The organism is Paenibacillus sp. MSJ-34, assembly GCF_018918005.1.
Taxonomy (GTDB): Bacteria; Bacillota; Bacilli; order Paenibacillales; family Paenibacillaceae; genus MSJ-34.
Window position 1 is genome coordinate 12,261 of the sequence record NZ_JAHLPR010000010.1, and the last position, 13,749, is coordinate 26,009.

The 13,749-nt window shown below is 54.7% G+C and carries 11 protein-coding genes; 10 read left to right on the forward strand and 1 reads right to left on the reverse strand.

From position 1 onward, the window contains the following. The first annotated feature begins 21 nt into the window (after positions 1-21). The 4 genes from KQI79_RS06870 to KQI79_RS06885 all read left to right on the forward strand — a co-directional run bounded on the left by KQI79_RS06870 (position 22) and on the right by KQI79_RS06885 (position 2,926). Positions 22-1,884 (forward strand): hypothetical protein, encoded by a 1,863-nt coding sequence (locus KQI79_RS06870; RefSeq protein ID WP_216537489.1) that lies wholly within the window; start codon positions 22-24, stop codon positions 1,882-1,884. Next, entirely contained in the window at positions 1,881-2,195 is a 315-nt protein-coding gene (locus KQI79_RS06875) for an EscU/YscU/HrcU family type III secretion system export apparatus switch protein (protein ID WP_216537490.1), read from the forward strand. The genes KQI79_RS06870 and KQI79_RS06875 overlap by 4 nt, the downstream gene beginning before the upstream one ends. Further along, entirely contained in the window at positions 2,188-2,547 is a 360-nt protein-coding gene (locus KQI79_RS06880) for a YraN family protein (protein WP_216537491.1), read from the forward strand. Before KQI79_RS06875 ends, KQI79_RS06880 begins: the two co-directional genes overlap by 8 nt. Positions 2,548-2,665: 118 nt before the next feature. Further along, positions 2,666-2,926, forward strand: coding sequence for a YqkE family protein (locus KQI79_RS06885; protein WP_216537492.1), 261 nt, complete (start codon positions 2,666-2,668; stop codon positions 2,924-2,926). 1,132 nt (positions 2,927-4,058) lie between these two features. On the opposite strand, the gene KQI79_RS06890 is transcribed toward KQI79_RS06885, so the two are convergent. After that, a complete protein-coding gene (locus tag KQI79_RS06890) occupies positions 4,059-5,633 on the reverse strand; it encodes a YifB family Mg chelatase-like AAA ATPase (protein ID WP_216537493.1) in 1,575 nt (524 codons plus the stop codon). 373 nt (positions 5,634-6,006) lie between these two features. Between KQI79_RS06890 and sucC the strand changes: the two genes are divergently transcribed. The 6 genes from sucC (at position 6,007) to hslV (ending at position 13,736) form a co-directional block, all read left to right on the forward strand. Then, positions 6,007-7,167 (forward strand): ADP-forming succinate--CoA ligase subunit beta, encoded by a 1,161-nt coding sequence (sucC, locus tag KQI79_RS06895; RefSeq protein WP_216537494.1) that lies wholly within the window; start codon positions 6,007-6,009, stop codon positions 7,165-7,167. Between the two features lie 57 nt (positions 7,168-7,224). Beyond that, positions 7,225-8,160, forward strand: coding sequence for a succinate--CoA ligase subunit alpha (gene sucD, locus KQI79_RS06900; protein WP_216537495.1), 936 nt, complete (start codon positions 7,225-7,227; stop codon positions 8,158-8,160). 228 nt (positions 8,161-8,388) lie between these two features. Continuing rightward, the gene (gene dprA, locus KQI79_RS06905) at positions 8,389-9,486 is read left to right on the forward strand and encodes a DNA-processing protein DprA (RefSeq protein ID WP_216537496.1); all 1,098 of its coding nucleotides are present in this window, start codon (positions 8,389-8,391) and stop codon (positions 9,484-9,486) included. Positions 9,487-9,524: 38 nt separating this feature from the next. Next, positions 9,525-11,612, forward strand: a complete 2,088-nt coding sequence (topA, locus tag KQI79_RS06910; protein ID WP_216537497.1) for a type I DNA topoisomerase — start codon at positions 9,525-9,527, stop codon at positions 11,610-11,612. Between the two features lie 131 nt (positions 11,613-11,743). After that, on the forward strand, positions 11,744-13,084 hold the full coding sequence (gene trmFO, locus KQI79_RS06915) for an FADH(2)-oxidizing methylenetetrahydrofolate--tRNA-(uracil(54)-C(5))-methyltransferase TrmFO (protein WP_253297993.1): 1,341 nt from the start codon (positions 11,744-11,746) through the stop codon (positions 13,082-13,084). Positions 13,085-13,193: 109 nt separating this feature from the next. Next, positions 13,194-13,736: an ATP-dependent protease subunit HslV gene (gene hslV, locus KQI79_RS06920; RefSeq protein ID WP_216537499.1), complete on the forward strand. Its 543-nt coding sequence runs from the start codon at positions 13,194-13,196 to the stop codon at positions 13,734-13,736. Positions 13,737-13,749 lie beyond the last annotated feature (13 nt).

Below are 13,749 nucleotides of genomic sequence, written 5' to 3' on the forward strand. Positions count from 1 at the left end.
AAGTTGCAGGAGTTGATGCAGGTGAATATCGGACAAATGATGCGCGGTTTGCTGGGCGAAACGAAGGCGGCGGAAGGAAAGCAGCTGGAGCTGCGCTCCGGGCAAGTCGTGCGGGGAGTCGTCATGCAAGTGTCGGACGACGGACAGGAAGCGCTGCTGAATATTAACGGCGTTCAGGTCAGAGCGAAGATCGAGGCGCCGCTTACGCCGGGACAAACGACATGGCTGCAAGTTCAGCCGGAATCGATGAACGGGCTGATCGTTATGAAACCGCTGGAACTGTCGCCGTATTTTCCGGTCGCGGAGCATTCGCTCGCGGAATTGTTGAAATCGTTCGGCTTACCGGACCAAAAATGGGCAAGAGACCTTGTACAGCAAATGCAAATGAACGGAATCGCGCTTACGAAACAAAATATCGACGCGCTGAAGCCGATAGCCGCGCAGCAGCCTCAAGGAATCGCGGACGGAGAATGGTTTCAGGCGGCGGCGGTGGCGTTGAAGCGCGGACTGCCGCTAACGCAGGAGACGGTTCGCGCCTTGCATCAGGCGTTGTTCGGCAAGCCGCTGCATCAATTGCTAACGGCGCTGCAGACGGCGCTATCGGAAGCGGCGGCGGCCAGCGGCGGCGGCAGCCGCGATACGGCTGCGCTCCTGCAGCCGGGAGCGAGCGTGCCGCCGCAAGCCGGCGAAGCCGCACCTGCGCCTGCGCCGCGCGGCGGCCAAGCCGCACCGCTCGCCGCAGGCGCAGGTGCGGCCCAGGGCGCGAACGCGCCGGCCGTCACGGCCGCCGGCGCGCGCGCCACGGCAACGCCGCAGTTGCTGGCGCAGGCTGCTGCGGCGTTGCAAGAGCTGGCCGCGGCGCTGCCGCACGCGGCCGAAACGGCGCTCCCCGCACGCGGGGGAGCGCCCGGGGGCGCGGCCGGCATGGCCGCCGCGCCTGATGCTGCTGCGCGCGCAGCGCAGCAGCCGGTATCGCCGCAGCCGCCGGCAGCGGCTGCGGAGCAACAGGCGGCGCCCGCACCGGCGCCGCAAGCTGCGGCGGCGACGAATGCCGCCGCCGCGCAGCCCGATCAGGCTTCGCCATGGATCGGGCGCATGTTGAAGCTGCTCGGCGTCGAGCATGAGCAGCTTGCGTGGAAACAGATCGACGGCTCCGCATCGAAAGCGTCGATTCAGCCGCAGCCGCAGGCGATGTCCCATACGCCTGCCGCCGCGGCAGCGCGCGAGTCCGCCGCTGAGCCGTTCAAGGCGGACGTGCAGACGCAAACGCCTCTTCCGAACATCAATGCTATGCCCACCGCCACAAGCGGCGCCGCCATTCATGATTCGCTGAAGAGCGTGCTGCTGCAACTGGCGCAAGCGGAGGATGCGCCCCCGGCGTTAAGGGAAACGGCGCAGCAAATCGTCCAACAGATTACCGGCCAGCAGTTGCTGATGACAGGCGACCGAGCCGCTCATTTTGCGCATGTCAGCTTGTTCATCCCGTTTCAGGACGCCGATGGCGGGCAAACGGCAACCGTACATATTCAAGCGCGCACAAGCAAGCGCGGCGAACTGGACGCGAATAACTGCCGACTCTGGTTCGATTTGGACATGCATACCCTAGGCAGAACGATCGCCGACGTGCATGTCGTCGACAAAATCGTCAGCCTGAAACTGCATAATGACAACCCGTGGCTCGGACCATTGGTGGAAGAGCATCGGTTGGAAATTGCCCAATCGCTTGAAGGCGCCGGTTACCAGCTGCTCTCGCTCGCAACGGCTCCAGTTCCGCACACTCCGCATGCGGAAGAGGCTCAAGCCGCCGATCCGCCGTTCGTCCTGCAGTCCAAGGCGGCCGCATACAGTCCGCCTTCTTATAAAGGGGTGGATGTCCGCGTATGAACCGGCTCAACCGAACGGGCGAAGAGAAAACGAACTACCGGCGAAAAGCGGTCGCGCTGAAGTACGAACCGGAGAAGGGCGAAGCCCCGACGGTCGTGGCCAAAGGGAGAGGGCTTGTCGCCCAAGCGATTCTGGACAAAGCGAAGGAGAGCGGCGTGCCGATCCAGGAAGACGCCTCGCTCGTCGAAGTTCTCTCCAAAATCGATCTCGATCAACAAATTCCGCCTGAATTATACCAACTCGTTGCGGAGATTCTCACCTTCATTTACCGATCGGACCGGCGGGCGAGAGGGATGACGACGGATGAATAAAAAGGAACTGGGACTTGCCGCGGAAAGATTGGCGGAACAATACTTAACGGAAAAAGGATACCGCATCGTTCGCCGCAATTGGCGTTGCCGCAGCGGCGAGATCGATTTGATCGTTCTGGACGGAAACGCGCTAGTTTTCGTCGAGGTGCGAAGCCGCAGCGGCGTTACGCGCTTCGGAACAGCCGCGGAATCCGTCACCGAACGCAAGCAGAGGCAGGTTCGCGCAACGGCCGAAGTGTATTTGTACCGGGAGCGGCAAACGGAACGAACCGTTCGTTTCGACGTCGTCACCGTATTGTTTCAGCCAGGCGGTTCCGTTAAAGAAATCGTCCATTGGCCGAACGCGTTTTAACTGCAATACAACTGATAAATTTCCGTCGTCCGCATGTCGCCTCTAATTCGAAATGGCGAATCCAATAACCTCTAAGCGCGAAAAACTGCTATAATGTGGGGGAAACGGAGTTGATTTTATGGCCAAAAAAAGAAAACAGGAAGCGGCCGTCAAGCCGCAGGCGGCGGATAAACCGGCCACCCTTAAAGATCTTTTGAGCAGCGAGGTGCTGCATAAGCTGAAGCAGCAGTCGGAAGAACTAAAAGCCGAGCAGCGGATGCAAAAGGAGGCTGAACTGAAAAAAGAGGAGGAAGCGCGCAAAGCCGAGCAGAAACGCCGGGAGAACGATTTTTCCTATTTGCTTGAACATAGCGACACGGACTGGAAGAAATATAAATGACGGAGAGAAGAAGCTGCCAGCCAGGCGGCTTTTTGAATTTCCGGCGCATGCCGAGTTAGGACGTTCTCGAACAGAACGCTTTGTAAGCTGGTTGAAGGATTGTCATGGGGGAAGGATACGATCGTTTTTCCTTTCTTCTGTCGAAATCCCCTTCATTCAGGGACCCAGTTCGGCCAAAGGATCCGGATCCGTTACCGCATATATCCCCAACAGTCAGCCGTCCCTTTTACTACACTAGAGGTCTTCGATACAGATGCCATAGCCATATAAGGCATCGCGAGAGGTGTCCCGCCTGAACGAACGGGATTCCGACAAAAGGCGAAAAAAGAAGAGAAGCCGAATCCCCGAAACGGAGCTTTGAGAGCGTTCTCTTTTATAGGAGAGTCCGGATGTGTCCCGCCTGAACGAACGGGATTTCGACAAAAGGGAAAAAAGAAGAGAAGCCGAATCCCCGTAACGGAGTTTTGAGAGTGTTCTCTCTTATAGGAGAGTCCCGATGTGCCTCGCCTGAACGAACGGGATTCCGACAAAAGGAGGAAAAAGAAGAGAAGCCGAATCCCCGAAACGGAGATTTGACAGTGTTCTCTTCTATAGGAGTCCCGATGTGCCTCGCCTGAACGAACGGGATTCCGACAAAAGGGAAAAAAGAAGAGAAGCCGAATCCCCGAAACGGCAATAGCGTTGCACCGAATGTTTTACTGCGTTTCAAGCCGATGATTGCGATAGGGATGAACAAGGTTAACGGATTTTGGAGGCCTTATTTGATCCAATAACGCAATTTTGGCGGAGTTAGCGGATTTTGAGGGCTCTATTTTTGTCGAAACTTCACAAAACCAAGGATTCTCAGCCGATCGCGACATGTTAACGGTTCGAAAATCCGTTAATACCAAATATTCGACTGGAATTCAAAAAATAAGACCTCGGAAATCCGTTATATTTCCATGGTACCGCATCCCAGCTAGAAGATTTAATGCAACGCTAGTGCCGAAACGGAGATTTGACAGTGTTCTCTTCTATAGGAGTCCCCGATGGGCCTCGCCTGAACGAGAGGGATTCCGACAAAAGGCGAAAAGGAAAGAAGCCGGAACCCCCGAACGTACTCCGGTCGCAATTTTTACCTGCCGCCCGAATCCTATCCGAGCAAGCCCTCCGTGCCCTCGTTCGTGGCGACGCGATCGAGTTGGCGGTATTGAATCGCTTCGGCAATATGGGCGATATCGATGCGTTCGGATTGCTCCAAATCTGCGATCGTGCGGGCAAGCTTCAAAATACGGTCGTGAGCGCGCATGCTGAGCCCCAGCGTATTGTATGTTTGCTTCAGCATATCGTTGGCATCCCGATGGATCGATACAAATTTGCGCAACAAAGCTCCGCTCAATTCGCTGTTCCAATCAATCGGCAAACCGCGGTAACGATCGCGCTGAATTTCATGCGCTTCCAGCACCTTCCGCCGCATTTCCGCGGAGGAGAGCGGGGCTGCTTCGCTTTCAGGCGCTCGTTCGCGCGACACCTCGACTTGCAAATCGATCCGGTCCAGCAGCGGTCCGGAAATGCGGGACCGGTATGCGGCGATTTTGGCGGAACTGCAGGTGCATCGCCGTTCGGGCGTCTCCGCCCCCAGAAATCCGCACGGACACGGATTCATCGACGCCGCCAGCATGAAATGAGCCGGAAACCGAAACACCGCGCGGGCGCGCCCGATCGTCACTTCCCGGTCTTCGATCGGCTGGCGGAGCACTTCAAGCACGTTGCGCGTAAATTCCGGCAGCTCGTCCAAAAATAAAATCCCCTTATGCGCCAGGCTCACTTCGCCGGGCTTCGGAATCGAGCCGCCGCCGATCAAGCCGCCCGCCGAGACGGTGTGATGCGGCGAGCGGAACGGGCGCTGGCGGAGGAGACCTTCGAACGGTCCGGCCAGTTTGCCGGACACGCTGTAAATTTTCGTTACTTCCATCGCTTCTTCGTTGCCGAGCGGAGGCAAAATCGTCGGCAGACGGCGCATCAGCATGGTCTTTCCCGTTCCCGGCGCCCCGATCAGCAGCACGTTATGCAGACCCGCAGCTGCGATCGTGAGCGCTCTTTTCGCTTGGCTTTGTCCGATCACATCCTCATAATCCACCGCATACTCTTGCCCGGAGTCGGACGAATGAGCGGCCGGCGCGGCAAATCGCAACCGCTCCAGCCCCCGTTCCGGTTCGCCGCGCTCCGCCGCATCGCTCAATTCGCGCAAATGCCGAAGCGCGAATACGTTCATCCCTTGGATCATGGAAGCTTCGGCGGCGTTCGCGTGCGGCAGCAGCACATTCGTGTATCCGTTCTGTTTCGCATGATCGACCATTGCGAGCACGCCGGACACGGGGCGGACTTCGCCGCTGAGCGCCAATTCGCCGATAACGAGCAGGCGTTCCGCTTCCCGCAGCGCAAGTTGGCCGCTGGTCGTCAAAATGGCGATGGCAATCGCCAAATCGAAAGCCGAACCTTCCTTGCGCAAATCGGCGGGGGCCAAGTTGACGGTAATTCGGGCAAGCGGAAAAGTAAAGCCGCAATTTTTGACCGCCGCGCGCACCCGTTCCATCGATTCCCGGATCGCCAAATCTCCCAGGCCGATAATGGACGTTTGCGGCAAGCCGTTGCTGATGTCGACCTCTACTTGCACGATGCGCCCTTCGACACCCAGTACGCATGCGCTGATCAGTTTCCCGTACATAAGAAAAAGCACCTCTCTCTCGAAAATAAATAGCCGCCATGGCGGAACGTTTCGAGGATAAAGGTGCTTCCTTATATCCTGTTTTTGAACTTTTTGTTACATTTTCGAACCGATCAATGTATAAATTCACGTTGTCGGCGGCCCGGCTTTGACACCATTTTATTCGGAAAAACAAGCGCTGTCAACATTGTTCAAACCATAAAAACCCAAATGATCGCAAAAACAGATGATAATAATATCAAAAAAATTTGTATTGGGACTTTAAAATGTGAGGAAAGCGTTTTTACAATGTGATACAATTATGTGGGCTTGTATTATCTGCCAAATTGAACGACGGTTTATGATTTGCATATTTTGATAGGAGGATTCCACAATGAATATCCATGAGTATCAAGGAAAAGAAGTCCTGAAACAGTATGGAGTCGCCGTTCCGGAAGGGAAGGTCGCATTTACCGTTGACGAAGCGGTGGAAGCGGCGAAACAGCTCGGCACGCCTGTCGTCGTCGTTAAAGCGCAAATCCATGCGGGGGGACGCGGTAAGGCCGGCGGCGTAAAAGTCGCGAAAGGCTTGGACGAAGTACGGACGTATGCGGAGCAAATTCTCGGCAAAGTATTGGTGACGCATCAGACCGGTCCGGAAGGCAAAGAAGTGAAACGGCTTCTGATCGAGCAAGGCTGCGACATTAAAAAAGAATATTATGTTGGCGTCGTGGTAGACCGCGGAACGGGCCGCGTCGTCATGATGGCTTCGGAAGAGGGCGGCACGGAAATCGAGGAAGTGGCCGCGCATTCCCCTGAGAAAATTTTCAAAGAAGTGATCGATCCGGCCGTCGGCTTGCAAATGTTCCAAGCGCGCAAGCTGGCATATGCGATTCGCATCCCGGACGAACTTGTCAATAAAGCAGTTCAGTTCATGATGGCTTTATATACGGCGTTTGTCGATAAAGACTGCTCCATCGCAGAGATCAATCCGCTTGTTGTGACGGGCGACGGCAATGTCATGGCGCTTGACGCGAAGTTGAACTTCGATTCCAACGCGTTGTACCGCCATAAAGACATTCAGGCGCTGCGCGACTTGGACGAAGAGGACGAGAAGGAAATCGAAGCTTCCAAGTTCGATTTGAGCTACATCGCCCTGGACGGAAATATCGGTTGTATGGTAAATGGCGCCGGTCTGGCGATGGCTACGATGGACATTATTAAATATTACGGCGGCGATCCGGCAAACTTCCTGGACGTAGGAGGCGGCGCGACGACGGAGAAAGTTACCGAGGCGTTCAAAATCATATTGTCCGACGAGAAGGTAAAAGGAATTTTCGTTAACATTTTCGGCGGCATTATGCGCTGCGACGTTATTGCGAACGGCGTTGTCGAAGCGGCGAAACAAGTCGGGCTCGACCGTCCGTTAGTCGTGCGTCTGGAAGGAACGAATGTCGAAATCGGCAAGAAAATTTTGTCGGAATCCGGCTTGAATATCGTTGCCGCCGATTCGATGGCGGACGGAGCGCAAAAAATCGTTGAGCTTGTAAAATAATCGGATTAGTCAAGTAAGTTCAACCTCGATCAGAAAAATTGAAGGATGTGTGAACCAATGAGTATTTTAATCGATAAAAATACGAAAGTGATCACCCAGAACATATTGGGCGCTACCGGTTTGTTCCACGCGAAGGGCGCGCTCGAATACGGAACGCAAATGGTCGGCGGCACGAAGCCGGGCAAAGGCGGAACGAATGTCGATATTACATTGGACAACGGCACGGTCGTTTCCTTGCCGATCTTCAACACGGTCGCCGAAGCGGTGAAGGAAACGGGCGCTACGGCAAGCGTTATTTACGTACCGCCGGCATTCGCGGCCGATGCGATTATGGAAGCCGTCGATGCGGAATTGGATTTGGTCATTTGTATCACCGAAGGCATTCCGGTATTGGATATGGTGAACGTGGCGCGCTACATGGAAGGCAAGAAAACTCGCCTTATCGGACCGAACTGCCCGGGCGTCATTACGCCGGGACAATGCAAAATCGGCATTATGCCGGGGTATATCCATACGCCGGGCCGCGTCGGCGTCGTATCCCGCAGCGGAACGTTGACGTACGAAGCGGTGCATCAGCTGACAACCCGCGGCATCGGCCAATCTTCGGCCGTCGGCATCGGCGGAGACCCGGTCAAAGGATCGGAGTTCATCGATATTTTGCAGCTGTTTAACGAGGATCCGGATACGGAAGCTGTCATTATGATCGGCGAAATCGGCGGAACCGCGGAAGAAGAAGCGGCGGAATGGATCCAAGCGAATATGAAAAAGCCGGTTGTAGGCTTTATCGGCGGGGTGACGGCGCCTCCGGGCAAACGAATGGGCCATGCGGGCGCGATCATTTCCGGCGGCAAAGGTACGGCGGCCGAGAAAATCGCGAAGCTGGAATCTTGCGGCATTAAAGTGGCTCCGACACCTTCCGAAATGGGCTCTACACTCGTTAGCGTCCTGGAAGAACGCGGACTGCTTGACAAATGCATCACCGTTAAACAATAATCTTCTTAGAGGTTATTCAAAAAGCCTCTTTTATGAACATATATTATAATGAAGCGGGATTTTCCCGTCTTCGTTTCCATAACGTTGCATCATCGTAAAGGTAAGCAACCTTTCATTTCCTCCGCCGGAGATGAAAGGTTGTTTTTTTATCTTAAAATGTGAAATCCTTTTCAAGATGGACTTGCATTCTTAATAAGAGTAACGCAAAATAAGAGAGGAGTTTTTCAAATGGACGATCGTCTCGTATTATTCGGATTGCATGAAATGGAAGGGATCGGCTGGGATACGATAAAACATATCGTGAATCGGCCTCAAGGCATGCAGACGTTGTTTGGCGCGAGCCGGCAAGATCTGGAGCGCTTCAGCGTAAGAACGGACCGGGCGGACTTCATTGTGCGGCAATTGACGCCTTCCTGGATCGAATCGCGGATGGAGCAATACGATCGGAAGGGGATCGGATTTGTTACGATTTGGGACGAGGAGTACCCGCCTTTGCTCAGAGAGACCCCGGCCCCGCCATGGGTGCTGTATTACAGAGGGGAAATCGGCCTGTCGCAGCGGCAGCCGCTTATCGCGATGGTCGGCACGCGCGTTCCCACCGCCTACGGCAAAAATGTTGCGCTTTCTTTCGCTTCCGATCTGGCTAAGGCCGGAGTAGTCGTCGTTAGCGGCATGGCGCGCGGCATCGATACGCGCTGCCACGAGGGAGCGTTGAGCGCCCAAGGGAAAACGATAGCGGTGCTAGGTTCGGGCATCGACGTCGTTTATCCGCGCGAGAATCGTTCGCTGTATGAACAAATATGCCGGGACGGATTGGTTCTCTCCGAATATCCCATGCAAACGCAGGCGCGGCCAGGATTATTTCCCAGACGCAACCGGATCATCGCCGGGCTGACGCTTGGCACGGTCGTCGTCGAGGCGGATGAGGACAGCGGGTCGCTCATTACGGCCGGGTACGCCGTGAACATGAACCGCGACGTATTTGCCATACCGGGCCCGATCCGCTCGCCGAAGAGTCAAGGCACGCTTAATTTGCTCAAGAAAGGCGAAGCCAAACTTACGACTGTTATGGAGGATATACTCGAAGAGTACGAATCATGGTTCGGTTTGCTGCGGCATACATACAATATTAAATCTTCGGCATCTCAGCAACGGACGCCCGAAGAAGACGAAATTTACCGTCTGATCGCGGAGAAACCGGTCACGTTTAACGAATTGCTCGCCAAAAGCAAATGCGAATTTGGACATTTGCATTCAGTTCTGTTATCTTTAACAATAAAAAAACAGATTGAACAACTTCCAGGTTCTACGTATATAATCATTTAAAATACAGTTTAGGAACGAACGGAGAGGAGGATGAACCTATGGCGGATTCACTCGTCATTGTGGAATCACCCGCGAAAGCGAAAACGATCGGCAAATATTTAGGCAGCAAATATATCGTGAAAGCGTCAATGGGTCATGTCCGCGATTTGCCGAAAAGCCAGATCGGCGTAGAAGTCGAAAACGATTTTAATCCGAAATATATTACAATCCGCGGCAAGGGTTCGGTCTTGAAAGAATTGAAAGACGCGAGCAAAAAAGTAAAAAAGGTTTATCTCGCAGCCGACCCGGATCGCGAAGGAGAAGCGATCGCATGGCATTTGGCGCATGTGCTCGATTTGAACGAATCGGACAACTGCCGCGTCGTCTTTAACGAAATAACGAAGCAAGCGGTCAAGGACGCCTTCAAGTCGCCGCGCAAAATTAATATGGATCTTGTCAAAGCGCAGCAAGCCCGCCGCATTCTGGATCGTCTCGTCGGCTACAAAATCAGTCCCCTGCTCTGGAAAAAGGTGAAAAAGGGTTTATCGGCGGGACGGGTGCAATCGGTTGCCGTGAAGATCATACTTGACCGCGAACATGAGATCGACGCTTTCGTGCCGGAAGAATATTGGTCGATCACTGCGCTGCTCTCGATCGGCAAATCCGAATTCGAAGCCAAATTCCATACGCTCGACGGCGAGAAGAAGGAGCTGAAGAGCGAGTCCGACGTGCAGCAGGTGCTTGCCGCGATCGATAAACAAACCTTTACGGTCGGCGAGGTGAAAGAACGGGAACGGCAGCGCCATCCTTCGCCGCCGTTTATTACCAGCTCGCTGCAGCAGGAAGCGGCCCGCAAGTTGAATTTCCGCGCCGCTAAAACGATGTCGGTCGCGCAGCAATTATATGAGGGCGTCGACCTGGGCAAAGAGGGCACCGTCGGTTTAATCACGTATATGCGTACCGATTCGACGCGGATCGCCGCGACGGCGCAAGAAGAAGCGAAACAATATATCGTCGATAAGTTCGGAGCGGAGTACGCGCCCGAAACGCCAAGGCAATACTCCAAGAAAGGCGCGAACGCGCAAGATGCGCATGAAGCGATACGTCCGACGTCCGTACTGCGCGTGCCGGATGAGATTAAAGAGTACATGAGCAGAGACCAGTACCGCTTGTATAAGCTCATTTGGGAACGGTTCGTCGCCAGTCAAATGGCTTCCGCTTTGCTTGATACGCTCACGGTGGATATTGCCGCCGGACGCGCCGGATTTCGCGCGGTCGGTTCGAAAGTCCGTTTCAAAGGGTTTATGAAAGTCTATATCGAGGGCAACGACGACGGCACGACCGATGACGATAAGCTGCTCCCGCCGCTTGCGAAGGGCGATAAGGTCGCTTCCAAACAAATCGAACCGAAGCAGCATTTCACGCAGCCGCCGCCGCGCTATACGGAAGCGCGCCTCGTCCGAACGCTGGAGGAACTCGGGATCGGGCGTCCAAGCACCTATGCGCCGACGCTGGAGACGATTCAAAAGCGCGGGTACGTTGCGGTGGAAGACAAAAAATTCGTCCCGACCGAATTGGGGGAACTGGTCATTCAACAAATGGAGCAGTTTTTCCCGGAAATATTGGACGTCGAGTTTACGGCGCATATGGAAGAAGACTTGGATCACGTGGAAGAAGGCGAAGGCGATTGGGTCAAGGTGCTGAGCCAATTTTACGATTCGTTTGAGAAGCGTCTCGAAGTGGCGGAAGAAGAGATGAAGGAAATTGAAATCGAGGATGAAGTATCGGACGAAATATGCGAGAAATGCGGCAGGCATTTTGTATATAAAATGGGGCGCTTCGGCAAATTTCTCGCTTGCTCTGGCTTCCCGGACTGCCGGAATACGAAGCCGATCGTCAAAGATACGGGAGTCACTTGCCCGACATGCCATACCGGTGTCGTCGTCGAACGGCGAAGCAAGAAAGGGCGGATTTTCTACGGCTGCTCCCGCTATCCGGAATGCGATTTCGTCTCGTGGGATAAGCCGGTGGCGAAACCGTGCCCGAACTGCGGCGGCTTAATGGTAGAGAAACGAAGCAAGCAAGGAACGAAGCATCAATGCACGCAATGCGGCCATTCCGAGGAGTTGGCGGAAGACCAGCAATAGAATGCTACCGAACCGGTTTTCCTGCGTACTACTATAGAAGCGGCTTATCGTCCGCAGCGCGGATGGCCAAAGCCGCGAAAGCAATCAAGCTTCGCTAAACTTTAGGGGGGGGGACTACGGTGACAGACAACATGAAAGTAACGGTAATCGGGGCGGGCCTCGCCGGCAGCGAAGCCGCTTGGCAAATCGCTTCCTACGGCGTCCCCGTCGTATTATATGAAATGCGTCCCGTCCGGCAAACGCCCGCTCATCATACGGATAAATTCGCCGAGCTCGTATGCAGCAACAGTTTGCGGGCCAACGGCTTGACGAATGCGGTCGGCGTGTTGAAAGAAGAGATGCGCATATTGAATTCGCTCATCTTGAACAGCGCCGACCGGAACGCCGTTCCGGCGGGGGGCGCGCTTGCCGTCGACCGGGACGGTTTTTCCGAGGATGTGACGCGGACGCTCAGGGAGCATCCGCTCATCGAAGTTCGCAACGAGGAACTGACGGAATTGCCGCAGGAAGGCGTCGTCGTCGTGGCGACGGGCCCGCTCACTTCGCCCGCCCTGTCGGAACAGATCAAGCAGCTGATGGGCGAGGAATATTTTTATTTTTACGATGCGGCGGCGCCGATCGTCGAGAAAGATTCAATCGATATGAACAAAGTGTATTTGGCCTCCCGTTACGACAAAGGGGAAGCGGCTTATTTAAACTGCCCGATGAACGAGGAAGAGTTCAACGCGTTTTATGAAGCGCTCATAACGGCGGAAACGGCGGCTCTGAAGGAATTTGAAAAAGAAATTTACTTCGAAGGATGCATGCCGATCGAAGTAATGATGCAGCGCGGGAAACAGACGGCTTTATTCGGTCCGATGAAACCGGTCGGCCTCGTCAACCCGCATACGGGAGAGCTTCCTTACGCGGTCGTGCAGCTGCGCCAAGATAACGCGGCGGGCACATTATACAATATGGTAGGCTTTCAGACCCATTTGAAATGGGGAGAGCAGAAGCGGGTATTCTCCATGATCCCGGGGCTTGAAAATGCGGAATTCGTTCGTTACGGCGTTATGCATCGCAACACCTTTATCAATTCGCCCAAACTGATGCGTCCGACGTACCAATTCCGCGGCCGCGACACGCTTTTCTTTGCCGGACAAATGACCGGAGTCGAAGGATACGTCGAATCGGCGGCGTCCGGTTTAATCGCAGGTTTGAACGCCGCCCGTCTCGCGAAAGGGCAAGCGTGCTTGACCCTGCCTCAAGAAACGGCGTTAGGCAGCATGGCCGAATATATTACGACGACGGATTTCCGGAATTTTCAACCGATGAATGCCAATTTCGGTTTGTTCCCGCCGCTTGGCGAGCGGATCCGCAACAAAAAGGAAAAAAACGAGAAAATAGCACATCGTGCGCTGGAAACGTTGCGTCATTTCGCGACGCGGCATGCATTAAACTATAACAGCGCCGTTTCGGTGGAACAAGGATGACGACCCGAGCGTGCGGATGGAAGAAGCAGCTTTTTTGCGGCTGTTTTTTTCATTTGCCGATTCGGGAATGATTGAGGATTGAGAACGTTATACGTTAGGGGGAGTTAGGATGGAAACGACGTTTCACGCAACGACGATATGCGCGGTGCGCCATAACGGCAAAGGAGCGATCGCGGGCGACGGCCAGGTGACGTTCGGCAATGCGATGGTGATGAAACAGCATGCCAAGAAAGTCCGCAGATTGTACCGCGGGCAAGTCGTGGCCGGTTTCGCGGGCTCCGTTGCGGATGCCATTACTTTATTCGAGAAATTCGAAGCGAAATTGGAAGAACATCACGGCAATTTGCAAAGAGCGGCTGTCGAATTGGCCAAAGATTGGCGTTCGGACCGGGTGCTGCGCAAGCTGGAGGCGATGATGATCGTTATGGATCAGACGGGAATGCTGCTCTTGTCCGGCAACGGCGAAGTGATCGAGCCCGACGACGGCGTCATCGCGATCGGTTCGGGCGGTCCTTACGCCCTATCCGCCGCCCGCGCTTTGAAACGGCATTCGGCCGGAATGGAAGCGAAGGAGATGGCGGAAGCTTCGCTGCAAATCGCGTCCGAAATATGCGTATATACGAACGGCAATATCATCGTCGAAGAAGTATAACGGAGGGATGAAC

Excerpts from the sequence above, each read along its gene's own strand:
- dprA (WP_216537496.1), top strand. The coding sequence starts at position 8,389 with ATGGACGATCGTCTCGTATTATTCGGATTGCATGAAATGGAAGGGATC.
- sucC (WP_216537494.1), top strand. The coding sequence starts at position 6,007 with ATGAATATCCATGAGTATCAAGGAAAAGAAGTCCTGAAACAGTATGGA.
- hslV (WP_216537499.1), top strand. The coding sequence starts at position 13,194 with ATGGAAACGACGTTTCACGCAACGACGATATGCGCGGTGCGCCATAAC.
- KQI79_RS06880 (WP_216537491.1), top strand. The coding sequence starts at position 2,188 with ATGAATAAAAAGGAACTGGGACTTGCCGCGGAAAGATTGGCGGAACAA.
- topA (WP_216537497.1), top strand. The coding sequence starts at position 9,525 with ATGGCGGATTCACTCGTCATTGTGGAATCACCCGCGAAAGCGAAAACG.
- trmFO (WP_253297993.1), top strand. The coding sequence starts at position 11,744 with ATGAAAGTAACGGTAATCGGGGCGGGCCTCGCCGGCAGCGAAGCCGCT.
- sucD (WP_216537495.1), top strand. The coding sequence starts at position 7,225 with ATGAGTATTTTAATCGATAAAAATACGAAAGTGATCACCCAGAACATA.
- KQI79_RS06885 (WP_216537492.1), top strand. The coding sequence starts at position 2,666 with ATGGCCAAAAAAAGAAAACAGGAAGCGGCCGTCAAGCCGCAGGCGGCG.
- KQI79_RS06875 (WP_216537490.1), top strand. The coding sequence starts at position 1,881 with ATGAACCGGCTCAACCGAACGGGCGAAGAGAAAACGAACTACCGGCGA.
- KQI79_RS06890 (WP_216537493.1), bottom strand. The coding sequence starts at position 5,633 with ATGTACGGGAAACTGATCAGCGCATGCGTACTGGGTGTCGAAGGGCGC.